Below are 25,718 nucleotides of genomic sequence, written 5' to 3' on the forward strand. Positions count from 1 at the left end.
GCCAGGTACCAGAATTATAAATAAGAATGCTCCGACAACCGGAGCATTTTTTATATGATTGGAAAATAAGTTAAAATAAAAAGGCAAGTTACTTACATCGCACCGCTCAACCACCTACCTTTGCTGCCTTCCGACCCTGGAGGATTTGTCAGGAGCTGGTCGTATAAGACTTGCCCGGCTGCAAATATACTTATTAATTCAGGATTTGAAATTAAAAATAAGGTTAAATTAATAACCATACACTGCCTTCAACCTCCCCCATCTTTTGGCTTTTCCCTTTTTCCTTCTTACTTTTATGCCATGACAGACATTGATTTTAACCTGAATGAAGATAAGATGCGGCTGGCTGTGGATGAACTCAAAGCCAAACTGCAGAAAATATATATCGGCGGCGGACAGAAGAAGATAGATTCCGAACATAAAAAAGGCAAAATGACTGTCCGGGAACGCATTCAGTACCTGATTGATAAAAATTCCTATTTCCTGGAAATCGGCGCGTTGGCAGGTGAAGATATGTATCTGGAAGAAGGTGGCTGTCCTAGTGGCGGCGTTGTGACGGGCATCGGCCATGTTTCCGGAAGACAATGCATGATTGTCGCCAACGACGCTACCGTAAAAGCAGGTGCTTGGTTTCCCATCACGGGAAAGAAGAATCTGCGTGCACAGGAAATTGCCCTCGAAAACCGGCTGCCAGTTATTTATCTGGTGGACAGTGCAGGAGTATTTCTTCCGATGCAGGATGAGATTTTTCCGGATAAAGAAAACTTCGGGCGCATTTTCAGAAACAATGCCAAAATGTCGGCGATGGGTATTCCCCAGATTTCGGCCATCATGGGCAGTTGTGTGGCGGGTGGTGCCTATCTCCCTATCATGAGTGACGAAAGCCTTATTGTGGAAGGAACGGGAAGCATTTTTCTGGCAGGGCCATATCTCGTGAAAGCGGCGATCGGTGAAAATGTGGACAAGGAGACATTGGGCGGAGCCGAAACACAAACTGCGCTAAGTGGTGTATGCGATTACAAGGTAAAAGACGACAAGGAATGCCTGGATACCGTCAAAAAACTGATAGATAAATACGGCAGGTTCGAGACCGCCGGGTTTGACCGCATCAAGGCGAAGAAACCAAAAGCTCATGAGAAAGACATCTATGGGATTTATACGTATGCTTCGGCAAAACCCTACGATGTCCGTGAAATCATCAGGCGAATCACCGACGATTCAGACTTTACGGAATACAAAGAAGACTATGGTCAAACCATCGTTTGTGCGTATGCGCGCATCGACGGGTGGAGTGTGGGCATTGTCGCCAACCAGCGCTCCGTGGTAAAAAGCAAGAAAGGGGAAGTGCAGATCGGCGGAGTCATCTATTCCGATTCGGCGGACAAAGCCGCGCGATTTATCATGCTGTGCAACCAGAAAAAGATTCCTCTGGTGTTTTTGCAAGATGTGACAGGATTCATGGTGGGCAGCCGAAGCGAACACGGCGGCATCATCAAAGACGGTGCAAAACTGGTGAATGCCGTATCGAACTCCACCGTGCCTAAGTTTACCATCATCATGGGCAACTCCTACGGCGCAGGCAACTACGCCATGTGCGGCAAAGCCTATGACCCAAGGCTGATTGTAGCGTGGCCATCCGCAAAAATCGCCGTGATGGGCGGCGACCAGGCGGCAAATACCATCCTGCAGATACAGGTGGGCGCGCTGGAAGCGAAAGGGAAACAATTCAGCGACGAAGAAAAAAACAAAATTCTAAAAGATATTAAAGATCATTATAACAAAACTACAACCCCTTATTATGCTGCTGCGCGCTTGTGGGTGGATGCAGTGATAGATCCGCTGGATACAAGAAAGTGGATTTCAGTGGGTATAGAAGCTGCCAATAATGCTCCGGTAGAAAAATTCAATGTGGGGGTACTGCAAACGTAGTTTCCTGCTTTCTTAATCATTCAAAAAACAACCTATCCATGAAGAAATTGCTCTTATTGTTACTTATCCCTGTCCTCGTTTATTCCTGTAAGAAATCGGATGCAGAACAGGCCAGAATAGATAAACAAATCTTATTGAAATATATTGCAGACAGCAGTTTGGTTGTTGACTCCACCGCATCCGGCTTGTATTATGCAATAGCCGATTCAGGCTCAGGTGTTTCCCCGAGTTCAGGTTCTTACATTACAGTTTACTATAAGGGATACTATACTGACGGAACCATTTTCGACCAGAATCCTGCGGGCACACCTATTAACGGATTTTTAGGTGGTTTTATTCCGGGTTGGATAGAGGGCCTTCCAAAAATCAAAAAAGGAGGGAAAATTAAATTACTGGTTCCTTCGTCATTGGCATATGGTAACGCCGGATATGCTTCCATCCCACCGAATACAGTATTGATATTCGACGTTGAACTGGTCGACGTGCGGTAAACTTCAAAGCGGCATGACAAAACATAGCACGGCATATGACGGTATTTTCATACTGCTGATTGCTTTCATCTGTCATGAGTTATTTTCCAGGTATGGCTTTAATCCAACGGATGAAGGATTTGTACTGTCCGCCACGAACAGGGTCATGCACGGACAAATCCCTCATGTGGATTTTTCATCTGTGCGCCCTCTGGGATATAGCTACCTGCATATTCCTGAACTGCTGTTTTCAAAAAAACACGTCTTTCTTATCTCCCGTTTTGTATTCTGGCTGGAGCAGGTTCTTATTGCGTTCTTATGGATTCAGGTTATTCAGAAAATCACAAAGCTTGGCATATCCCGGACAAACAATTATATTCTGGTCGTCATCACGTTAATCTTTAATGTACATTATTTTCCCTGCTCCGTTTTACATACTATTGACGGATTACTACTGTGCCTCATGGGTCTCAACCTGGTGCATTCAAGTAAGAAATATGCGGCTGCCGGTTTTTTCTTTATAGGTTTCGCAGCATTGTGCAAGCAGAACTACCTGATCATGCTTCCTGTTACAGCAGCTTTATTCGGAAGAAAAAATGCAGCTGTTAATTTGACCATAGGTCTGGTTCCAATAATTGCATACGTATCATTTATCACATTAAACGGAGGCTGGGACGATTTAACGATCCAACTCGGCAGCCATCATGAACTGTGGGAAGCGGGTGTGCATCCGTACAGCAACAGCCGTCTTTTTTACTTATCCATTTTGGCAGTTTGGATGGTTTCATTCCTGAATAACAGATGGCTGAACATTATTTATCTCTCTGCCGTATTTGCAGTTTGTTGGTATGCTTTGTCCACCTTTACCTATCACGAAAAATACAGTTTTTTTGTTTTCGGCAGTATGCTGGGCCATGCTATTTTCCAATTATATAAAAGAAAATACAAACTCATGCCTGTCTTCATTATTTGTTCATTGCTTGCCTGGTGCGTTTCCATTTCAGTCGGGTATAATACGCCCGCATTATTTCTTGGAGGATGTTTGGCGTTGTGGTTATACCTGTTACTTGTCGATTCCAAAGAATCTTCTCCGGTTCTTAACTATTCATCCTGTGTATTATTGCTCGCTTCCTTCATCATTTTTTATCATACACGAACGGCCATCATTTACCGGGATGCCTCCCTATCAATGCTGACATACCGGTTGGATGGAATAGTGGAAGGTGCAAGCGGAATCTACACCAATAAAAATACGTACGCCGTTTTGAAGGAACTGGACTCTTTAAAAAGTACAAACCCTGACCTAATCGCATTGCCTGATTTTACGGCATGCTCCATCCTGCAATCCAACACTTCCGCCATTAAAACGGAATGGCCGAACAGAACAGAAATCCCCAATAAAAAAATCCTGCAGAAAGTGATTCATGAATTAGAAAAAGACAGCTCCGTTATCTTAGCGATACCGAAATTCAATACCGCATTTCTTTCAATTGGTTTATTTAAAATCGACCAGGGGATAACAGGCAGATATCTGTTTATGGATTATGTATATGCTAACTACATCCGGTTTACATCTACCGCCTATTTTGATTTGTTCAGAAAGAAAATATGAAACTTACTCGCCCCAACGGTAAGCAGTGTTCTCCAATCCGCATAAATCGATGACACGATCCACCACCGTTGCCGCCAACTGTTCAAAATTGCTGGGTTTACTGTAAAAGCTGGGTGTTGCCGGGCAAATGATGCCACCTGCTTCCGTAACCAGTTTCATATTGCTGATATGAATCAGGTTATACGGTGTTTCGCGCACGACTAAAATCAGTTTCCTGCGCTCTTTTAATACCACATCCGCCGCTCTTGTCGTCAGGTCATTGGAGATACCACCTGCAATCCTGCCCAAAGTACCCATAGAACAAGGGCAGATGATTAAAGTATCAAAACGGGCACTGCCGGATGCAAAGGGTGCCATAAAATCATTTTTTTCATAAAAATCAAACGGATACTTCTTATAGTCCTGATTCCCTAACTCAAATTTCCAGACCTCTTTTGCATTATCGGACAGGACAACACTGACATTATCCACACTGCCACTTAGGGCTAAAAGCTTATCAAACAGCACCTTAGCATATATTGCACCGCTGGCACCGGAAACAGAAACAACTATTTTTCTTTTCATTTAGTATTTTATAACAGATTAAAGGTGCAAATTATTCCCTAAATTTACCATTCCTGTAAGTTGGTATTAAATTTGTAATATCCTGGTAAAATAACAAAATTTGATGGAAATAGTTATGTCAGTCAAAAACAAATCGGGCTGTTTCCTTCAAAACATAAAGTACATTAAGTCATGAAAACAATATCAAACAAATGGTTTTTACTGATGCTTCTTTCTGCATTCATGATAGGTCATAGTGAAGCAAGAACTAATAAAGCCCCTTATGCACAGGCAGAAGTAAACTGGACTGCTATCGACAAAGCTATTGACGAGACGAAAAACGCCAATAAGAAATTTATTCTGGTAGACTTGTATACCGACTGGTGCGGATGGTGTAAAAAGATGGATGAAAATACACTCACGGACCCCCGGCAACATAGCCAGCCTGAATGACAACTTTACCGCTGTAAAATTCAACGCGGAAATAAAAGACCCCGTTGCTTTTAACGGTAAAACATATTCCTTTACCAAGACAGGTTCCAGAGGTGCCAATCAGCTGGCATTAGAACTTGGAACCGTAGGCGGAAAATTAGGCTATCCTACGTTGGTGGTGTTAGATGCCAACGGGAATAAATTACAGACATTCCCCGGTTACAAGGATGTGGAAACGTTGAATACCATCATTCGTTATTTTAATACCGGCGTATACAAAACCATGGATTTCCAACAATTTCAATCAGGACAGTAAAAAACCTATTTATATGAAAGTTTCGACTATTCCAACTATTCTGCTTTTCGTTATTACCACTGTTTTTACAAACAAATCGTTTAGCACTGATAATAAACCTAAAACGGCTCCAACTGCAGTTACGAAACCTGCAGCCAAACCGGCTGTGACCAAGCCAGCACCAAAACCAAGTGCCACCAAGACCAAACCGGCAGCTGCAGTCAATGCAAACCAGGAAGTCACAAAAAAAATAAAATGGCTGACATGGGATGAAATGGTCGCATTGAACGCTCAGAATCCTAAGAAAATCTTTATAGATTTTTATACAGCCTGGTGCGGCTGGTGCAAAGTGATGGATAAAAACACTTTTGAAGATACCATCATTGCACAATTGATGATGAAAGATTTTTATTGTGTTAAGTTCGATGCGGAAAGAAGAGACGACATTCAGTTCCTGGACAAGACCTGGAAGTTTATACCGGGAGGGCGAAATGGTTATCATGAACTGGCTGCCTATTTTATGCAGGGACAATTGTCCTATCCGACATTTTGTGTCCTTAATTCAAAATTTGAATTAATAACACCTCTCAAAGGATATATCAATGTACCGCAGTTTGAGCCTATCATCAGCTATTTAGGACAAGACTTTTGGATGCCATCTAAAGGGAAAAATATGGATGAATACAAAGCGACTTATGTCAGTCCGAGAACAACCCCATGGGTACAGCCGCAATAGCTAACAGGAATATGATTATTTTAAACTGTTCAATGTAGCTTTTATACCAACCAATGAAATCACTTTTTGCTGTTTGTACGTTATTCCTCATCCTTCCGGGCTGTAAAACACCGAATGCAACCCAGAACACCAACAAGCTGAATCCAGTCAAATTAGATGCTCCGCTGTCTGGTGATAAATCACTGCTCTGGCAGATTTCGGGAAAAGGACTACAGCAGGCCTCTTATTTATTCGGTACCATTCACCTCATCGATCAGGACAGGTACTTTCTGGGGAAAAACACGTTGAAAAAACTGCAGAAAAGCCAGGAGCTGATCATGGAACTCGACATGGAAAATATCGATGTTGCCGAACTGGCAAAATCGAGCGTATTGAAAGAAGGCACTACAGTAAAGGATTACATGAGTGATTCGGATTATACCGTTTTACAAAAATTCATGCAGGACTCCATTGGAATTACCAGGTACAATTTCGAAAACGGTTATGCAAAATTCAAACCTTACTATCTGGAACAGCTGCTGTTCACCCGATACATGGGCCAACGGAATGAATCCTATGAAATAAACCTGAAAAAAATCGCTCAGGATAAAAACATCCCTGTCAGCGGTTTGGAAACCTATGAAGAGCAGCTGAAGTTTTTAGATGAAATCCCGCTGGAAAATCAGCTAAGAAGCCTCATCTCCACCATAAAAAACTATCAGGACGAAACGCAGGAACTCGAAAAACTGATTCAACTCTACACCCGGCAAGACCTGCCCGGACTGGCAAAAGCATTTGAAGATGAACAGGACAGGAATATGCTGGAAAAACTTTTGGACAAACGGAATACAAACTGGATACCGCAAATCAGGAAATGGGTTCAGGAAAAAGCATGTTTTTTTGCTGTTGGCGCAGGCCATTTAGGCGGAGAACAGGGCATCATACAATTGCTGCGGAATCAGGGCTATACCGTTCAGCCCGTTTCTGCCGATTAATAATTGACACTTAACAATGAACGATGGACAATTTTGTATTTTTGTCAGTTAATTCATTGCCAAAAGTTCATCGTTCATTATGCAGGAACTTCCTAAAAACATAGATCACATTCAAATCGAAGCGAAATGGTACCGCCATTGGCTCGATAAAAAATACTTCCATTCCGAACCGGATGAACGGGAACCCTATACGATTGTCATTCCGCCGCCCAATGTAACAGGTGTGTTACATATGGGACACATGCTCAACAATACGATTCAGGATATCTTAATCAGACGTGCACGCATGCAGGGAAAAAACGCCTGCTGGGTGCCCGGTACGGATCACGCCTCTATCGCCACTGAAGCCAAGGTGGTAAATCTGTTGAGGGAACAAGGCATCAGCAAGAAAGATATTTCCCGTGAAGACTTTTAAAACATGCCTGGCAATGGAAAGAGAAATACGGCGGCATCATCCTGAAACAGCTGGAAAAACTGGGTGCTTCGTGCGACTGGGACAGAACCCGCTTCACGATGGAAGCAGATTTAAGCGAAGCTGTTATTGATGTATTCATCGACTTATACAACAAAGGAAAGATTTACCGAGGCGTTCGTATGGTCAACTGGGACCCTAAAGGATTGACTGCCGTATCCGACGAAGAAGTCATCCACAAGGAAGTCAACTCAAAGCTTTACTACGTCAGCTATAAAATTGAAAACTCGGACAATGAATCAATCACAGTAGCCACCACCCGACCTGAAACGATTTTAGGTGATACTGCCATCTGTGTACATCCGGATGATGAGCGCTACAGGCATCTGAAAGGGAAATCTGCCATTGTGCCGCTAATCAACCGTGCGGTACCGATTATTTTCGACGACTACATCGATATCGAATTTGGAACCGGCGCCCTGAAGGTGACACCGGCGCATGACATCAACGACTACAATCTTGGCATCAGGCACCATCTTGAAGTCATCGATGTATTAAACGATGATGGAACGATGAGTGATAAAGCGCAGCTGTACATAGGTGAGGACAGGTTTTCCGTACGCAAGAAAATTGCTGCCGAACTGGAAGAAAAAGGACACCTGGTAAAAATTGAAGACATCAAAAATAAGGTCGGCTACTCTGAAAGAACGGACGCGGTGATAGAACCAAAATTGTCCATGCAGTGGTTCTTAAAGATGGGGGAATTATCCAAACCGGCACTGGAAAATGTGATGAACGATCACATTCAGCTCATTCCTGAAAAATTCAAAAATACGTACCGCCACTGGATGGAAAATGTACACGACTGGTGCATATCGCGACAACTGTGGTGGGGACACCGCATTCCGGCATGGTATGATGAAAAAGGGAATGTGGTAGTTGCGAAATCGGAAGCGGAAGCGATAACAGCTTATCTGGATAAATCCGCAGATACGACATCTGGAATCCCAAATCTGATTCAGGATGAAGATGTGCTCGACACCTGGTTTTCTTCCTGGCTTTGGCCAATCAGTGTATTTGACGGATTCAAACATCCGGATGGAAAAGACATCTGTTACTATTATCCGACCAATGATTTGGTGACGGCACCTGAAATTTTATTTTTCTGGGTGGCGAGAATGATTATCGCCGGTTATGAATACCGCCATGAAAAACCATTTTCCAACGTCTACCTCACCGGTATCGTGCGCGACAAACAGGGTAGAAAGATGTCCAAATCACTGGGCAATTCTCCCGACCCGCTGGACTTGATTGAGAAATACTCCGCCGACGGTGTGCGGACCGGAATGCTGTTCTGCTCCCCGGCAGGAAATGACTTGCCGTTTGATGAAAAATTGTGCGAACAGGGCAGAAACTTTACCAATAAAATATGGAACGCCTTACGTCTGGTTAAAGGTTGGGAAACAGATGACACCAAACCTTCCGACAATGAAGCCATATTTAGCTGGTTTGACAATAAACTGGAACAGCTAAAGGATAACCTCGAAAAATCGTATGCATCGTACCGTATTTCAGAAGCATTGATGGATCTGTACAAATTCATCTGGGATGATTTCTGCTCATGGTATCTGGAGTTTGTAAAACCCCCGTTCGGAGAAAAGATAGATTCGGTATCCTATCAAAAAACCACTGGCTATTTTGAAGAACTGATGAAACTGCTGCATCCGTTTACGCCGTTCATTACGGAAGAAATCTATCATCATCTGCAGGAAAGAAAAGATGACATCTGTATAACGGCTTATCCGTCCATTCAACCGTATGATGTTAAAATAATACGTGAAGGAGAGCAGTTAAAGGAAATCATTTCCGCTATCAGGGATGTACGCAATAAAAACGGGTTATCACCAAAAATAAAAATGACGGTTTACATTCAGGCTAAAGACAACAGCTTGTATCAGAAATTTGGTGTGCTGATTGAAAAAATCGCCAATACGAACCCGTTGCAATTTACACAAACAGAAATGGACAATACGGTATCACAACTGATAGAAACGGACAAATTGTTCATTGAAACAGGCGTCCGGGTTGACACGGTTTCCGAAAAGAAAAAGATACAGGAAGAAATAGAGTATTACAAAGGATTTATCGTTTCCGTAGAAAAAAAACTGAGCAACGAGAAGTTTGTGGTGAATGCGAAAGCTGAAATCATTGAAAATGAACGAAAAAAGATGGCTGACGGCTTATCGAAACTGAAGTCACTGGAGGATTCTTTAGCTAAATTATAGTAGTTTTTCTATCTTTGCACCGAAATTAAATAAAATGAATATTTGCATTGTAACCGGCTCCGGGGGATTAATAGGCAGCGAATCAGTAGAATTTTTTGCGGACAAATTTGACCTGATTGTCGGTATCGACAACGACCTCCGCTCCTATTTTTTCGGCAGTGACGCTTCCACATCCTGGAACAAACACCGCCTGGAGGAGAAATATGCCAACTACAAGCACTACAATATTGATATCCGCAATAATGAAGAACTGGAAAAAGTTTTTAAAGAATACGGTGAAGATATAAAATTGATTGTACACACCGCTGCACAACCTTCTCACGACTGGGCGGCTAAAGAGCCGTTTACAGACTTTACGGTAAATGCGAACGGCACCTTGAACATGCTGGAATACACACGACTGCATTGTTCAAAAGCGGTATTCATTTTTACCTCCACGAACAAAGTCTACGGCGACAATCCGAATTACCTGCCGCTGGTGGAACTGGAAACCCGTTGGGAAATTGCGGAAAGCCATCCCTATTACAAGGAAGGGATTGACGAATTCATGAGCCTAGACCACACCAAACACTCCGTGTTTGGCGCTTCCAAAGTGGCTGCCGATATCATGTGTCAGGAATATGGACGTTACTTTGGGATGAATATCGGGGTATTCCGCGGCGGCTGTCTGACAGGACCGAATCACAGCGGTGCCATGCTGCACGGCTTCCTGTCATATCTGATGAAATGCGCCATCACGGGAACACAGTACAACATCTTCGGCTACAAAGGCAAACAGGTTCGCGATAACATACACAGTTATGACCTGGTGAATATGTTCTGGCATTTCTACCAAAACCCAAAACAGGGCGAAGCCTACAATGCCGGCGGCTCCCGATTTTCGAACTGCTCCATGATGGAAGGCATCACGCTGTGCGAAGAAATTTCCGGTAACAAGATGAACTATCAGTATGTGGAAACCAACAGAATCGGCGATCATATCTGGTATATTTCCGACGTATCTAAGTTCAAACAACATTACCCGGAATGGAACTTCAAATACGACCTGCATACCACGCTTGTTCAGATTCATGACAGCATGCTGAAAAGAGTTTAATACATTTTATCAAAAAAAATATCATGAAAAACATTCACCCATCACTGCTGTTACTGTCATTCATTGCCATTTTGGCTATAGCCTGCAAGAATGAAGAGGCTTTAAATGACCCGAATATTGAAGATTAGACCATCAATAAGACGATTGCTACCGGCGGAACTTCCGCCCGCTATGGTGCAGATGATTCCATAGATGTGAATGGTGACGGCACATTTGATTTTCAGTTTCTGTTCGGGGCGGTGAGCGGCAGTCCTGACACTACCTTTTACGGAGGTGCCTGCATCAAGGGGGATGTGCTGACCTATACACAAAACCTTGGAACCTCGCCCACCATATTCACCACGGTCTTAAATTCGGGTGATAAGATAAGTTCATCCTCGACCACATGGAGTACGTTTGGCTTTATGGCAGGAACGCTGGAATCCACGAATATCGGTATTGCCGGAGCAGGCAATAAATTGATTGGATTCAGGTTTAATGCAGTCGACGGCACTCACTACGGTTGGATGAAAGTGAATATTCCGGACAACTACATATCCCTGACGGTCGTAGAACTGGCCTATCATAAAACACCTGATACCGAAATTGAAGCCGGCGTTAAATAAACAGCACCACCTAATACAATTTACCGAGCCATCCAAAAGGATGTTTTTTTGCCCGAATTCTCATTCATACCTGTCGGATACTCATTTTTGGGGTGGTTGGTCATTAGATTGTATAGTTTGTAATGAATTTTATTTGAAGATAAATCACAACACTCAAATTAAACATTATGGATGCTAAGGATTTTGAACTGCCGCTGGAAGGTTCATTTAGTAATCTGATAAGCCAGTGTTACCAACAGCAGAAAAAAGTGTCTACTACAGCAGATAAGACTAAAAAGAAACAAAAGACAAATACAGCGATAATCAAACCGGCAAAACTCCCTAAAAGGTAAATTCAGCATGAAAAGAGCAATTGGTATGAAATAAAAAGAAAAGAATTAGCTGTTTTCGCACAAATTAACTTCATTCTAACGCTTTCAGCTTGATATATTTCATTTTTAGACTAAAGTTTATAAAAACACAACAGATGAAAAAAGTATCCATAAAACCAGCAATGGTTTTAGCCTTGGCAGTATTTGGATTCGCCGCCCTGATTACCTCCTGTAAAAAGGCAGACAATCCAAATATTATCTACACCTCTTACAATAAAACAGTGACGGGTACAGTCGGCAGTATAGTTGTTGACTCCATTGATTTGAATTTAGACACAAAATCAGATTTCCGTTTTGGGATAAGCCAAACAGTCACCGGAGACAGTATTGCAGTCCTAATTTCCGGTGGATATATCGGTGGTATCTATATTGATTCAACCTTAGCCTTAGATTTCATGTATCAGGTTAAACCGTTAAATAAAAATGAAACACCCGCTAATTATGTTCCGGGTGTAATGCAATGGGAGCAAGTCGGTTTAATTGATATTAAAAGGGCGCCCGATATAACCGGCCTTGCCGGGAGTGGTGACAAATTCATTCCTGTGTTTGTATACAATACACTCACATCCAAGTTTCACTATGGCTGGATTCGTGTCAATATGAGCAGTGATCATAAAACATTTAAGTTGATTGACGGAGCTTTCAACCTTATTCCGGATGTTCCTGTAAAAATGGGAGCCAAATAAGTATGGTGAGAAATACACTAAAAAGTCCGGACATCTGTTTCGTGCTTTTTATTTATAGTCTGACACAATAAGTGTATTGGTGCAAAAGCTGTATTCATACTCCTGATTGGAGCCGACTATAACCAAACGGTCATCTGAATAACTTTCAATTAAGGACAAATACCAGTCAATGGCTTTGGTATCAAAATTAGAAGTGGGTTCATCGAGCAGCAAAACCTGCGACAGGGTTAAGAATGCCAGTGCTAATTTTAAGCGCTGCCGCATTCCGGAAGAAAAATTCTTGATGTATTTGTTTTTATGCATCCCCAGTTGGGAAACGGCATAAAACTCCTCTTTGGACTCACAATTCATCTTTTTGAAGGTAGCATGAAAATCATACATTTCTTCCAATGTAAAATCGTCAATCACTGAAATATAAGGTGCCGCAAAAACAATTTCTTTAGAGGCAGCCTCAAAGTCAGTTACACGTTTATGCGGGATGGAATAATGCATCTTGCCGGAGGTGGGCACAAGGCCGCCTGACACGATTTTCAGCAAGGTTGATTTTCCGCTGCCGTTAGGACCTACCACTGCATATTTTCCACCGGATTCAAACTGAAAATTCACCTGTTTGAAAATCCATTCAAATCCAAAACGTTTGCTGATATTTTCCAGTTGTATGGTCATTGTTATTTTATCCACCCGAACTAATCCATTCCTTTAATGATGCCGCGTTCAGAGCTTTTTACAAAACTGACAATATAGTCGCGCAATCCGGATGCCGGAATCTCTTCTTCAATCTTCGCTAATGCCTGCGAGGTATTCAGTCCGTTGTTGCCAAAGATGAAGCGGTACACATCCTGTATCATGTGTATCTCTTCCGGTGTAAAGCCATGACGTTTCAAACCTATCGAGTTAATGCCGGCGTATTGGGCCGGATTGCGCATCGCCAGGCAAAACGGAGGTACATCTTTTCCAATCATACTTCCGCCTGAAATGAATGCATGTTTTCCGACCTTAACAAACTGGTGTGCGCCGCTCATACCTCCGAAGTAGGCATAATCCTCAATGGTAACATGCCCCGCCAGATTCGTTGCATTTGCCAGAATGCAGTGTTCGCCGATAAAACAATCATGGGCGATATGCACATATGCCATTATCAGCGAATGGCTTCCGATTTTTGTAGTACCCGATGCGGAAGTACCCCGGTTGACGGTCGAACATTCACGTATGCTCACATAATCTCCGATATCGACCGTACTGTATTCTCCCGAAAACTTTAAATCCTGTGGAATCGCGCCCAGCACCGCCCCGGGAAATAGTTTGCAGTTACTGCCAATTCGCGTACCCGGGAAAACAGTCACATTCGGTGCTATCCAGGTGTTATCTCCTATGATAACATCTTCATATATCGTTGAAAAATGCTCCACCTGAACATTCGCCCCTAACCGTGAATCTGGATGAATAAAATTATTCAAGAAGAAAGAATTTGAACAAAGATAGCTATTTTTTAATTCGTATAAAAACAAACCTGAGCGTGTCAGAATGAGTGTTCCACTGCTGTCAAAACGAAGTTTTCCATTAAATATCTTGCAAAACGGGTATTGGAAGTATGACCGGGTTTATAGGCGATTAATTTGCCTTTGAAATGTGTTTGAGTCAAGGCCAGATCACCGATGACATCGAGTATTTTGTGCCGTGCAGCTTCATTGTCAAATGTCTGGTACAACGGATTCAGTATACCCATTTCGGGAATGGAATTCGCCGCATGATGAAACGTATGGGCCAGCCAGTCAATTTTTTCCTTACTGAGTGCAGTTTCTGAAAAGACCAGCGCATTGTTTAGATTGCCGCCTTTGATAAGGCCATTGTTATAGAGATATTCTATCTCATGGAGAAAGCAGAAAGTCTTGGCAATAGCGATTTCTTCCGCATATTCCCTTATGTCATTGAGTACCGCATACTGGTGTTTGATAATCTTGGAGGGAAAATCAATGAGGCAGGTGACAGAAAATTCTTCATGCGGCAAAAAGATATATTCCGCTCCGGTCTGTTCGTCTTTCCATTCAACGACATCCTGTATGGTGAAATATTTCTTATAGTGTGATAGTTCTATGATATTATCGTCTATCAGCCGGTCTATATAAAACTTAGCGCTTCCATCCAGAATGGGCACTTCCTTGTTATCAATCTCCACTAAAGCATTATCTATACCCATAGCATACAATGCAGACAACAGATGTTCAACGGTCACCACTTCCGATTCCTGCAACTTAATTGTCGTACTTCTGTTGGTGTTGGAAACATTCTCCACTTTTGCGGGAATGAATAGAGTGGGGTTAATGTCCGTTCTGCAAAACTGAATACCGAAATTATCCGGTGCCGGTTTTATGGTCACGTTGGACATTAAACCCGTATGCAAACCTACTCCGGAAAAATGAATGGGACGAACGATTGTTGTTTGTAACCTCAAAGTGATTGGTATTAAATAGGCACTTAGTTGCCTGTCAAAGCTACAAAATAAAGCAATACGTATATCCGCTTACAAATTATCTTTAAGATTATTTAATTCGTTGCGAAGCTCCCTGATTCTCTTCTCTAACTCGGGCAATTGCTTATAAATGACCGTAGCTTTGAAATGTTGCTTTATGTCAATGGCCGGGATGCCGGAAAGCACCTGATTTTCCTCCGTTATATGTTGAGCTACGGCACTCTTTGCATTTATCCTGGTAAAAGGAGCAATTACAATATGCCCGACAAATCCGACCTGGCCGCCAATCATATTGTGGTGTCCGATTTTCGTACTGCCCGATATGCCGGTTTGTGAAGCGATGACGGTATGCTCTCCAATCTCCACGTTATGCGCCACCTGTATGAGATTATCCAGCTTTACGCCTTTTCTTAAGATGGTGGAGCCCATCGTTGCCCTGTCTATACAGGTATTGGCGCCGATTTCACAATCGTCTTCGATGACCACATTGCCCAGCTGGGGGATTTTCTGATAGGTTCCATCCTTCTGCGGAGCAAAGCCAAATCCATCGGAACCAATTACGGCTCCTGAATGAATGACGCAGTTATTGCCAATAATACAATCATGGTATATCGACACATTGGGATAGATGATACAGTTGTTTCCTATCCTCACATTTTCCCCGATATATACATTCGGATAGATGATGGTATCTTTTCCAGCTTCATACGGTTTTTTATCCTGTCCGGACTGTAACTGCTGATAGAGTTGTAGTAAATTTGCAAATGCAGCATAGGCATCTTCCACCACAATAAAATTCAGCTTGCTTTTATCTGTCCGCTTGTCAAAAAGATGCTGTGATATGATAATACATCCGGCTTGAGTGGTATCTAAAAATGGAAGGTATTTTTCATTGGCTAAAAAGGAAATCTGGTCCTGCTGCGCTTCCTCAATCTTTGCAGGCATGGCAATCAGGTGCTGCTTATTGCCGGCAATCTCTCCTTTTATCTTTTCTGCTATTTGTGTTAATGTAAACAAGGTTGCTCCTTTAATCTTTAGGATAAGCAATGTAATGTTTCACCACCGGATTCGACAGGGAACGGATATTCCATTGCTCTGTAATATCGGTGATTTCTTTGATATTTCCATCTTTAAATAGGATGTAAATATTGTCCTTTGCCGGGTTATAGGCATTGTTTTGAGCAGTACCCATCAGTACTAAAAAATCCATTTCATCCTGGGTATATTTCTGTTTTAACAAGGCATATTTTTCTTCTGCCTTATGTTCCTCAACGTATTCTATCTTAAACAAATGCCGGTTGATGATAGAAGTGGACAGTAACTTTAATATTTCATCCTCACTCTGCATCCAGACTTTCAATGCCTGCACGATGTCATAATCATCCAGCAGGACAAATTTATCGATGTGCTGATGGAAATCTTCAACACTGATATCATTTTGCAGAAAGAAATGCAGATTATCGGAAATACCCTGATACGGAACCTTGATTTTGCGGGCTCTTAAGAGTGCATTTTTCAGCATCAGGTCCGACACCAGGCTTGTCTTATGCAAATAGACCTGCCAGTACATCAGCCTCCTGGCCACAATAAATTTTTCGATGGAATAAATCCCTTTTTCTTCCACCACAATATTATCATTGTGCACATCCAGCATATTGATGATTCTGTCGTAACCTATCACACCTTCACTCACACCGGTATAGAAAGAATCCCGGTTCAGATAATCCATCCTATCCATATCAAGCTGTCCGCTTACCAGCTGATGTAAAAATTTCTTAGGATACCGATTCGTAAAAATGCGGGTAGCCGTTTCAATCAAAGACCCAAACTGTTGGCGCAGCCGCTGCATCAGCAGCATGGAAATATGTTCATGATGTACATTGGGTACAAGTACACCTTCCAAAGAATGCGAAAACGGACCATGCCCCAAGTCATGCAGCAAAATAGCCAGCACCGCCGCCTGCGATTCTTCCTCGCTGATATCATGTCCCTTTGACTTCAGGACTTCCAGGCTTTTATACATCAGGTGCATGGCACCCAGCGAATGATGAAACCGGGAGTGGGTGGCACCGGGATAAACCAATGCACTCAAACCCAGCTGCTGGATACGTCTTAATCGCTGGAAATACGGATGTTCTATTATATCGAAGACGATATCATACGGAATAGAGATGAAACCATAAACAGGATCGTTAAATATTTTTCGTTTGTTCATTTACAGATATACATCCGAGGTTAGCGGTTACCGGCTTAATTATACAGACAGAATGTACTTTATTAGCATTATTTAATGAAATAAAATTATGTATTTTGCAAATAAAGCCATAACATTATACAATACAAAAATAGCAAAGTCTAGTCATTTATAACAATTAACTTTTAACTTACCTCCATGAGCGATATAAAAATACTATGGGCAGATGATGAAATAGACTTATTGAAACCGCAAATACTTTTTCTGGAACAAAAAGGCTATACCGTTGATCCCGTCAGCAACGGATACGACGCCCTGGATAAATGCAAGACGGAACATTTCGATCTGATCTTCTTGGATGAGCATATGCCGGGTATTTCGGGATTGGAGACACTGGCCAGAATCAAGGCCATCAACAAGGACATTCCTGTCGTCATGATAACCAAAAATGAAGAGGAGAATATCATGGAAGAAGCCATCGGTTCACAGATCGCTGACTACCTGATAAAACCGGTCCGTCCGAACCAGATTCTATTGTCCATCAAAAAAATAACGGAAAACAAGAAACTGGTTTCTGAAAAAACCACCACTTCGTACCGTCAGGAATTCCAGAATATCATGACGGAAGTCAATAATGTAAACGACCATAAGGAATGGGCAGAATTGTACAAGAAACTCATTTACTGGGAACTGGAACTGGACAAAGCCAACAACCCGGACATGAAGGATATCCTGGATATGCAGAAGAGCGAAGCCAACAAAGAGTTTTTTAAATTCATTTCCAAAAACTATCTGAAATGGCTGAAGGAAACCGGAAAGGGTTCCACCCCAACCTTGTCTCACACGCTATTTAAAGACAAGATAATTCCTGCCATCGAAAACGACACCCCCACTTTCTTTCTGCTGATAGACAACCTTCGCTACGACCATTTCAGGATGATAGAAACGCTGATAAAAGAGGATTTCCGGAAAGTAAGCGAAGATTATTTCTACAGCATCCTTCCCACTACGACTCAGTATTCACGCAACGCGATTTTTTCCGGCCTGATGCCGCTGGAAATCGATAAAAAATATCCTGAGCGATGGTTTTATGACGATGAGAATGCCGGCAAAAACCTGCATGAAGAATTTTTCCTGAATGAACAGTTCAAACGATTCGGAATTAACCTGAAAACAAGCTATACCAAAATCACCAATCACCAGTCCGGAAAGACACTGGAAGACAATATCCTGAACCTTCTGAACAATGCATTCAATGTAATCGTTTACAATTTTGTGGATATGCTTTCACATGCACGCACGGAGATGGAAGTGCTGAAAGAACTGGCCAGCGACGAAGCGGCCTATCGTTCCCTGACGATGTCATGGTTCGACCATTCCCCGTTACTGAATGCACTTCAGAAATTAAAAGATAAAAAGTACGCATCATCATCACATCCGACCATGGGACCATCCGGGTACAGAACCCGTCTAAAATCATCGGGGATAAAGCCACCACCACCAATTTGCGCTACAAGACCGGCAAGAACCTGAACTATAATGAGAAGGAAGTCTTTGCCGTTAAAAATCCGGATGAAGCACTGCTGCCGAAATCCAATCTCAGTTCCTCCTATGTTTTTGCCAAAGAAGATTACTATTTCTGTTACCCAAATAATTACAACCATTTTGTCAATTATTACCGGAATACCTTCCAGCACGGCGGCGTATCCATCGAAGAAATGATTGTTCCGGTCGCCGTTTTTGAAAGCAAGTAAGTGTATGATTTTTACGATTAACCATCTGATTGACCTGGAACAAGTGGCGGAAGCCATCATTCAACAGACTGCCACCAACTCCATTTTTTGTTTCTACGGCAACCTCGGAGCCGGTAAGACAACACTCATAACATCTGTCTGCCGTAAGCTGAAGGTGACCGATTCCATCTCCTCGCCTACTTATCCGATTATCAACGAATATTCCACTGCCGACGGCAAGATCATTTACCATATCGACCTGTATCGGCTGAAATCCAAGGAAGAAGTCCTCAACATAGGAATAGAAGAATATCTCTACTCCGGAAATTCCTGTTTTATTGAATGGCCGGACATCTTTGAATCCATCCTTCCGGAGAAACATAGTAAGATTTTTATTCGTAAATTAGAGGATGAAAACAGGACTGTCGAGATAGTCAGTAACAGCCGGCCGTAAAATGAATAATTGCTAATTATTAATTTACCAATTTTAAAACCATGGAATCCATCCTGAGCAAGATAAAATCGGAATATGCCTTATATCCAAAGGAGGTATTAGCCGAAGTGGAAACACATAAGAAATCGTTGTTTATCGGCATTCCCAAAGAAACGGATTATCAGGAAAAACGGATTCCGCTGACGCCCAATTCCGTGGCGGCATTGGTGAATTATGGCTTCAAGATTGCGATTGAAAAAGATGCCGGCGAGAATGCCAATTTCAGCAACGAGGAATATGTGCAGGCCGGCGCCGATGTGGTATACACCAAGGAAGATGTTTTCAAAGCCGATACCATCCTAAAATCAGGACCGGTCAATCCGAATGAAATATCCCTGCTTCATTCTCACCAGACGATACTATCGCCGATTTTATTGCCCAACCAGACCAAACATATGATAAAAAGCATGATGGAAAAACGCATCACCGCCATCGCTTTTGAATATGTGAAAGGAGATTACAGCACATATCCCTTTATGCGGAGTATGAGTGAAATAGCGGGAAACTATGCCATCATGACCGCTGCCCGTTATTTAAGCAATGAATACGGCAAAGGGATCCTGTTAGGCGGCATCGCGGGACAACCTCCTGCCAAAGTGATGATACTGGGAGCAGGAACGGTAGGTGAAGCGGCGGCAAGAGCGGCACTGGCGCTGGGTGCCTCGGTCCAGGTATTTGATGATAATGTGTACCGGCTTTCGAGATTACAGGCAGACCTGAACAATAAGATTTATACTTCCGTCATGGATCCCATCAACGTGCTGAAAAACATTTCCCGGGCACATGTGGTGATTGGCGCACTGAAACCGAAAAACGGCAAGACACCTTGCGTAGTGACGGAAGATATGGTACGTTCCATGAAGAAGGGGTCCGTAATCATTGACGTTTCCATCGATCATGGCGGCTGCTTTGAAACCTCCATGGTTACGAATCATAATGAACCTGTTTATACACGTCATGATGTCATTCATTACTGCGTACCGAACATTGCTTCCAATGTTTCGAGAACTGCCAGCTATGCCTTGAGTAATATCCTGTCACCCATCTTAAAAAACGCCGCACAGGCCGGTGGCATCGAACCGCTGCTGAAATACGACGACGGTCTGCGCCACGGAGCTTATCTCTACAAAGGCGCCCTTACGAAAGAATTCATTGCGCAGAAATTTGACTTAAAATTCACCGACCTGGGGTTGCTGCTGAGCGCAGATTTCTGATTTAATTGTCATAAATCAAATTCATAGAATTTTTCTTTCCGCTTTTTTTAGCTAATTTCAGCACGCCTAAAAAACTGAATAATGTTTCATAAATTACTTACATGCTGCTCTCTGGTATCCATTGCGTTAACCATATCTGCAAACGAATCCCAAAAAAAGGACACCAAGGAAATTCTTACCGTACAACAGTACAACGGACTTCATGCCAGTCTGAATTCAAAGGTGAGCGCTAAACTGGTTGGCATACCTGCCAAACCAAAGAAATTCCAATCCTTCAATGCCGGGAATAATGAATCCGGTTCTCTTAAAAAATTGAAAGACACGCTTTCATCTGCGGTATTGTCCTGCACCGCTTTTGAGAATAATTTTGCGACCAACTTCACTGCACTAACCGGGCCCTCCGGGAAAAATGTACAATATGAAGCATTGTCGGTCCTGAATAAAAAGTTCTCCCCCCAGAAACAATATTTTTCTCAAACAGCCTTCCTGGACAGCAATACACTGGCAACGATTGCCTATACCCGGCAGGAAGCAAATTTATTGTTCATTGACATATCCGGCAGCCAAATGACGGTAAACGGTTCAATCAGTATTCCGGCAGCCAATCCGTTTTCACAGCCCGCAGATTTCTTGAACAGCAAAGAATTGTTCTATATTGACAGAATCAACAATAAGATTGTATTGGCAGTCAACCAAACAAAAGAAACTATCGGTAAAGACGGCAACCTTTCCTGGAAAAAATCAAAAAAACAACTCCGGGATTATGGATAATTACCCCCGTAAAGAATGATGAGAAAAAATGGGTGCCGGATCCCTCGCGCATTGCCGTATATTCCTTCAGCAACGAATTGGCAGGAAACAACCTGCGCATACAAACTGCCCATGCAGATACAGAAGGAAATATCTGGATGAATTTCAGCAAAGGTATTATCGGATGTTTACCGATTCAAAAAACAACCAACACAGATGTCGAATACGGTGAATCTGTCCCGCTCTACAATTTCAACAAGGATGCTGCCTGGTATTCCGACATGAACAGGCGATACAAAGAACTGATTTATGATAAATTAAAAGGCATGACTGATGCTGAAACGGAAGACACCTCCCGTTTATACCGTAATTATTACCAACATCCCGAAGCTTACGGACAACAATATCTGGAAAACGCTCAATATACGCTGTTCTCCAATTTACTGAAAGAGAAAGAGTCCCTGCTGGATTCCAATACGGTGTATGAAAACCCGGACGAACTCCTGAAATATATCCATCTTGAACTGGACGAACCGACTCATAAAGGCAAAAGAAAGCTTACAGCTTATTTTGGTTATAAAATCAGACAGTTTCAGACACTGCATAACGGCATCACCTCTGCCGACAACAACTGCATCCTGGCGGTTACCAACCTGGGACTGCATAAACTACATTACAACCGTAATACGGAATCCATTGTGGCAGATTGGTCTACACCTTACCACAACAGTTTCCTGAAAACATCCGGCAATAAAGCCGCTGCCTCACAAACAACACCCGCTTTCATCAAAGAGAAGAATGAAATCGTTTTTTGTGACAATGCATTCCCGCAGGTAAACCTGTTGATTCTCGATGCAAAAAAAGGGAGTTTAAAATACCAATTCAGGCTGTTTGAGTCCGCTTATGGCAGTGCGTTGAACAATGCAGTCACTTACAGCAATAACACCATCATTGCCGGCAATACATTCGGAAATCCAGCAACGCTGTCCTCCAAAACAACGGATTACCCGGCTGCAGGAATCATGAAATTCAACTGCTCCGAAACTGGAACCTGGATGAAAGATTATGAATGGAATCAACTTCAAAAGCATACCATTTCCAATACTGCCGCTATAAAGACAGCGGCAGGCGGTAAGATATATCTCTATCATCAGACACCGGAGAATCAATGGCAGGTTTCAGCCATCCGCACGGATAAGGCTGACCACAGCCATCCAATTCAATTTTCACTGCTTCCTGATTTTAAAAATATCCTAAAGACAAGTACAGGTAATTTCTTAAGCAATTATACGTTTGGTCCCAAGAAGTCATTGTACATCGGCACCCAGTCGGGGATTTTAAGGATTGTGACGGAATAACCCGCCCCCTTCTAAAGATATTTACCAAGCATCAATATCACTGAAAACAGTAATCATTTCATCAAACGAAATAAGCTAACCCTGTTCTTGAACAAAAATATTTGGAAAATCCAGGCTTTTGAAATGATATTCCAATTATATACAGAATCACTTTGCCTGCCTACTCCACCAAGAACTTCTCCGTTGCCATCCCCTCTTTGTCTGTCAGTTCTAAAATATACATCCCTTTGGCATAACCGGAAACATTGATGGTGTGCTGCCATTCACTTCTTAGTACTGAAATCTTCTTGCCGTAAATTTCAATACCATTCATATTGACGATACGAAGTTGTATCTCCCCGGGTTGTTTGGACTGTATGGATACATTGATTGCATCCGCTGCCGGATTTGGAAATATCGTTCGGATGGAATTAATCGTGGATTGCCGGATACCACTGCTGGTATTTTTAACCGTTAGCCTGGCGGCATTAGAGGTAACGGTGTTGCAGCTGTTTATCACATCCACCGTGTATATACCAGAGTCGGATAAGACAAGGTTATTGATGGTATAGCTGTTGCCGTTTGGCGCTGCAGGAATGAAGCCATTATTTTTCTTCCACTGATAACTCAACGCAGTACCTGCGGCAGCAACGCTGAAGGTTACACTTTGTCCAACATTCTTCGTCTGTGCTGACGGATGCGTGTTTATCTGTGTCTTTGCATTCACTGCCAGCACAGCAACGGAAGAGGTGTCTTTGCCGCAGAAATTACTGATAATCACCCGGTAGTTTCCGGCATTTCCGGCCTGTACGTTGTTAATGGTATAATCGGGTGTGTTGGAATTATTCTGATTTGCACCATTTTTCTGCCACTGATACGTCACGTTTGTTCCTTTAGAGATGACAGATAAGGTAATGGTGTCTCCGGAACAGGCTGTCTTGTTTACTGGATTCGTCAGAACCTCCGGGACAGTATCTCTGATATGCAGGTACACTTCATTGGAGTATAGATACTGACAGATGGCATTATAGACACCTACCTGGTATTTTCCGGTATCTGCATAGGTTGCTGTGGCAACAGTAAAAACAGAATCCAATGAAACGACTAAAGGATTATCGTCTTTAAACCACTGATACGAAAATACACCTGCCGAAGGCGTATTTACGGAAAATCGTACATTCTGACTCAGGCAGGTGTTCACCGTTTGGGGTTGCTTACTGATGGTAGGCGATACAACACTTTTGGCATATTGTCTGCTGCTGTAGGCGGCAGCTGCACGGATTCTTTCTCGCTGCCCTTCCGTAAAGATATAAAGCGAAGAATCCGGAAAACAATAACTTAAAAAATTGTAGGTGGTATTTCTGATATTACCCGCCGCACAACTGCCGGTGCTGCCACACTCCGATTGCTTATGAGGCGGCGTATCACAAATCAAATCTCCCAGTGCACTGCATGTGGCATTAGGCGGACAACGCATACCCGAAGAATCACCCTCAAATGTGTGCAATAGATTGAATGCATGCCCCATCTCATGCGATATGAGCTGGGTATGATAATAATATGTACTGGAGTTGGCATATTGCGCGGCATAATATCCGCCGTCTAAGTTGAAGTAACCGAACGATGTAGGGTAATAAGCATACCCTGCAGAGCCTCCCTGAATCTTATTGACTATATATATGTTGTAATATCTATCCACTGGCCATCCGGTATACTTTACAATCGTATCCGCCGAAACTCCGTTTGTAGAGTCACCTATATTTAATCCCCCGGTATGATATTTGGTAAGGACAGAACCATTAAACCGGGTGATTCCATTAGTAAAATTCCCGATTGGATCAATACATGCCAACTGAAACTGAATATGCATATTTACATGATTGGGGGTATTTCCTCCAAATTTCTTATTCAACCCATTAATCAGATTTACTACAACAGAGTCATGCAGATTCGTACCTGCTCCGTACGATTCATTGTCATGGATAATATGTACCGCCACCGGAATGATGACATCCGTCGTATCCAGTGACGCAAACCTGCCATTCGTCCATACAGTCCGTATATAATCCTGTTTGTCGCGTTCCAGCCAGTCCCTGTAGGTTACATCAGCATGCTTTAATACTGCATCTGTGCCGCATATCTGAGCTTTGGAGTATAGAATACACGTTAAAAGAATAGCAACTGGAAATATCCTTTTCATATCTTAAACTTTTGATCAGATTCCAAGTATATGTAAGATAAATAATTTATACTAGTAATAAATGCAATTTTGTTTAAAATAGGTTTGTTGGGGGGAAAAAAAAAATTGCCTTTTCTGTTCAATTTTGGGAAAATTGTGGAGTTTTTTTTGGGTGGGTTTTTGTTTTTTTTTTTTTTTTTTTTTTTTTTTTGGTGGGCGGTGGATCAAAATGTTTGGAAAAAGATTGTTGTCGGGGAGGATGGGGGGTGGTTCCCCCCCTCCCCCCCCCCCGCGGGAAGGGGGGGGGGAGGAAAAAAAAAAAATCCCCCGGGGGGGGGGGGCTTTCCCTTCTCCCCCCAAATTCCCTTCCCCCCCCGGGGGGGGGGGGGGGGGAAAAAGGGGAAAAAAAAAAAAGGGGGTTTGGGTTTGTGGGGCCCCCCGCCCCCCGGCGTTTCCCCCTTCCACACCACCTTTGTCCACAAAATGTTTTTTTCTTCCCCTCCCCCCCCACCCCACCCAACCTTTTCCCCCCCCCCCCGCTCCCCCCCCCAAAAACACCCCCCAAACCCCCCTCCTTTTCCCCCCTTGGGCCCCCGCCCCCCCCCGCCCCCTACGGTTTTGCCCCCCCCCCCCCCCCCTTAACCCCACCCCCCCCCCCCCCCCCCCCTTCCTCCCCCCCTTCGACCCAGAACACACCCCCCCCCTCTTCTTCCCCCCCCCAAAAAAAAAAAAAAAATGGTCCAGGCCGGCTCGGGCCCCCCCCCCCGCACGGCGGCGCCCCTGTTTTGCCCCCGGGGGAACCCCTTTTGTAAAAAGGGGGGCCCCCCCAACGGCGGGCCCCCCCACCAAAAAAAAAATTTTTTTTTTTTCCCGCCCCGCCCCCCCGCCCCCCCGGGCCCGCT

The 25,718-nt window shown here is 43.1% G+C and carries 22 protein-coding genes, 1 other RNA gene and 2 pseudogenes; 17 read left to right on the top strand and 8 right to left on the bottom strand.

Annotated features, from left to right (window positions below; genetic code table 11):
* Positions 1-78 precede the first annotated feature (78 nt).
* Positions 79-176, bottom strand: an RNA gene (gene ffs / locus IPM95_08565) — signal recognition particle sRNA small type.
* 124 nt (positions 177-300) lie between these two features.
* Between ffs and IPM95_08570 the strand changes: the two genes are divergently transcribed.
* The 3 genes from IPM95_08570 to IPM95_08580 are packed head-to-tail and all read left to right on the top strand — an operon-like array spanning position 301 to position 4,011.
* Entirely contained in the window at positions 301-1,929 is a 1,629-nt protein-coding gene (locus IPM95_08570; protein MBK9329350.1) for an acyl-CoA carboxylase subunit beta, read from the top strand.
* Between the two features lie 38 nt (positions 1,930-1,967).
* Positions 1,968-2,420 (top strand): FKBP-type peptidyl-prolyl cis-trans isomerase, encoded by a 453-nt coding sequence (locus IPM95_08575; GenBank protein MBK9329351.1) that lies wholly within the window; start codon positions 1,968-1,970, stop codon positions 2,418-2,420.
* 13 nt (positions 2,421-2,433) lie between these two features.
* Complete coding sequence (locus tag IPM95_08580; GenBank protein ID MBK9329352.1) at positions 2,434-4,011, top strand: hypothetical protein; 1,578 nt, start codon at positions 2,434-2,436, stop codon at positions 4,009-4,011.
* Positions 4,012-4,014: 3 nt separating this feature from the next.
* Here the strand turns inward: IPM95_08580 and IPM95_08585 are convergent, their stop codons facing one another.
* A complete protein-coding gene (locus IPM95_08585) occupies positions 4,015-4,575 on the bottom strand; it encodes a UbiX family flavin prenyltransferase (GenBank protein MBK9329353.1) in 561 nt (186 codons plus the stop codon).
* 171 nt (positions 4,576-4,746) lie between these two features.
* On the opposite strand from IPM95_08585, the gene IPM95_08590 reads away from it, so the two are divergent.
* The 9 genes and pseudogenes from IPM95_08590 (at position 4,747) to IPM95_08630 (ending at position 12,446) form a co-directional block, all read left to right on the top strand.
* Entirely contained in the window at positions 4,747-5,007 is a 261-nt protein-coding gene (locus IPM95_08590) for a DUF255 domain-containing protein (GenBank protein ID MBK9329354.1), read from the top strand.
* On the top strand, positions 4,961-5,302 hold the full coding sequence (locus IPM95_08595) for a hypothetical protein (protein ID MBK9329355.1): 342 nt from the start codon (positions 4,961-4,963) through the stop codon (positions 5,300-5,302). Before IPM95_08590 ends, IPM95_08595 begins: the two co-directional genes overlap by 47 nt.
* 13 nt (positions 5,303-5,315) lie before the next feature.
* Positions 5,316-6,017 carry a DUF255 domain-containing protein gene (locus IPM95_08600; protein ID MBK9329356.1) on the top strand — a complete coding sequence of 234 codons (702 nt, stop codon included), beginning with the start codon at positions 5,316-5,318 and terminating at the stop codon, positions 6,015-6,017.
* 53 nt (positions 6,018-6,070) lie between these two features.
* Positions 6,071-6,991, top strand: coding sequence for a TraB/GumN family protein (locus IPM95_08605; GenBank protein ID MBK9329357.1), 921 nt, complete (start codon positions 6,071-6,073; stop codon positions 6,989-6,991).
* Between the two features lie 79 nt (positions 6,992-7,070).
* Positions 7,071-9,688: pseudogene (locus tag IPM95_08610) on the top strand (valine--tRNA ligase).
* A 34-nt stretch (positions 9,689-9,722) separates the two neighbouring features.
* Positions 9,723-10,784: an NAD-dependent epimerase/dehydratase family protein gene (locus IPM95_08615; protein ID MBK9329358.1), complete on the top strand. Its 1,062-nt coding sequence runs from the start codon at positions 9,723-9,725 to the stop codon at positions 10,782-10,784.
* Between the two features lie 194 nt (positions 10,785-10,978).
* Positions 10,979-11,389, top strand: a complete 411-nt coding sequence (locus tag IPM95_08620) for a hypothetical protein (protein MBK9329359.1) — start codon at positions 10,979-10,981, stop codon at positions 11,387-11,389.
* Between the two features lie 167 nt (positions 11,390-11,556).
* A complete protein-coding gene (locus IPM95_08625) occupies positions 11,557-11,721 on the top strand; it encodes a hypothetical protein (GenBank protein MBK9329360.1) in 165 nt (54 codons plus the stop codon).
* A 134-nt stretch (positions 11,722-11,855) separates the two neighbouring features.
* Positions 11,856-12,446 carry a hypothetical protein gene (locus tag IPM95_08630; GenBank protein ID MBK9329361.1) on the top strand — a complete coding sequence of 197 codons (591 nt, stop codon included), beginning with the start codon at positions 11,856-11,858 and terminating at the stop codon, positions 12,444-12,446.
* A gap of 48 nt (positions 12,447-12,494) precedes the next feature.
* Here the strand turns inward: IPM95_08630 and IPM95_08635 are convergent, their stop codons facing one another.
* The 5 genes from IPM95_08635 to IPM95_08655 all read right to left on the bottom strand — a co-directional run bounded on the left by IPM95_08635 (position 12,495) and on the right by IPM95_08655 (position 17,131).
* Positions 12,495-13,112: an ABC transporter ATP-binding protein gene (locus IPM95_08635; protein ID MBK9329362.1), complete on the bottom strand. Its 618-nt coding sequence runs from the start codon at positions 13,110-13,112 to the stop codon at positions 12,495-12,497.
* A gap of 20 nt (positions 13,113-13,132) precedes the next feature.
* The gene (lpxA, locus tag IPM95_08640) at positions 13,133-13,903 is read right to left on the bottom strand and encodes an acyl-ACP--UDP-N-acetylglucosamine O-acyltransferase (protein ID MBK9329363.1); all 771 of its coding nucleotides are present in this window, start codon (positions 13,901-13,903) and stop codon (positions 13,133-13,135) included.
* Positions 13,904-13,965: 62 nt separating this feature from the next.
* The gene (gene lpxC / locus IPM95_08645) at positions 13,966-14,898 is read right to left on the bottom strand and encodes a UDP-3-O-[3-hydroxymyristoyl] N-acetylglucosamine deacetylase (GenBank protein MBK9329364.1); all 933 of its coding nucleotides are present in this window, start codon (positions 14,896-14,898) and stop codon (positions 13,966-13,968) included.
* A 69-nt stretch (positions 14,899-14,967) separates the two neighbouring features.
* On the bottom strand, positions 14,968-15,861 hold the full coding sequence (gene lpxD, locus IPM95_08650) for a UDP-3-O-(3-hydroxymyristoyl)glucosamine N-acyltransferase (protein ID MBK9329365.1): 894 nt from the start codon (positions 15,859-15,861) through the stop codon (positions 14,968-14,970).
* Positions 15,862-15,943: 82 nt separating this feature from the next.
* Complete coding sequence (locus IPM95_08655) at positions 15,944-17,131, bottom strand: HD domain-containing protein (GenBank protein MBK9329366.1); 1,188 nt, start codon at positions 17,129-17,131, stop codon at positions 15,944-15,946.
* A gap of 177 nt (positions 17,132-17,308) precedes the next feature.
* On the opposite strand from IPM95_08655, the pseudogene IPM95_08660 reads away from it, so the two are divergent.
* The 5 genes and pseudogenes from IPM95_08660 (at position 17,309) to IPM95_08680 (ending at position 22,658) form a co-directional block, all read left to right on the top strand.
* Positions 17,309-18,864, top strand: a pseudogene (locus tag IPM95_08660) (bifunctional response regulator/alkaline phosphatase family protein).
* 4 nt (positions 18,865-18,868) lie between these two features.
* Complete coding sequence (gene tsaE / locus IPM95_08665) at positions 18,869-19,297, top strand: tRNA (adenosine(37)-N6)-threonylcarbamoyltransferase complex ATPase subunit type 1 TsaE (protein MBK9329367.1); 429 nt, start codon at positions 18,869-18,871, stop codon at positions 19,295-19,297.
* A gap of 41 nt (positions 19,298-19,338) precedes the next feature.
* Entirely contained in the window at positions 19,339-20,550 is a 1,212-nt protein-coding gene (locus tag IPM95_08670) for an alanine dehydrogenase (GenBank protein MBK9329368.1), read from the top strand.
* A gap of 81 nt (positions 20,551-20,631) precedes the next feature.
* On the top strand, positions 20,632-21,321 hold the full coding sequence (locus IPM95_08675) for a hypothetical protein (GenBank protein MBK9329369.1): 690 nt from the start codon (positions 20,632-20,634) through the stop codon (positions 21,319-21,321).
* Between the two features lie 32 nt (positions 21,322-21,353).
* Complete coding sequence (locus IPM95_08680; protein ID MBK9329370.1) at positions 21,354-22,658, top strand: hypothetical protein; 1,305 nt, start codon at positions 21,354-21,356, stop codon at positions 22,656-22,658.
* 160 nt (positions 22,659-22,818) lie between these two features.
* On the opposite strand, the gene IPM95_08685 is transcribed toward IPM95_08680, so the two are convergent.
* Positions 22,819-24,837: a T9SS type A sorting domain-containing protein gene (locus IPM95_08685; protein MBK9329371.1), complete on the bottom strand. Its 2,019-nt coding sequence runs from the start codon at positions 24,835-24,837 to the stop codon at positions 22,819-22,821.
* Between the last annotated feature and the right edge of the window lie 881 nt (positions 24,838-25,718).

The sequence above is a fragment of the Sphingobacteriales bacterium genome (genome assembly GCA_016719635.1).
GTDB lineage: Bacteria > Bacteroidota > Bacteroidia > Chitinophagales > JADIYW01 > JADJSS01.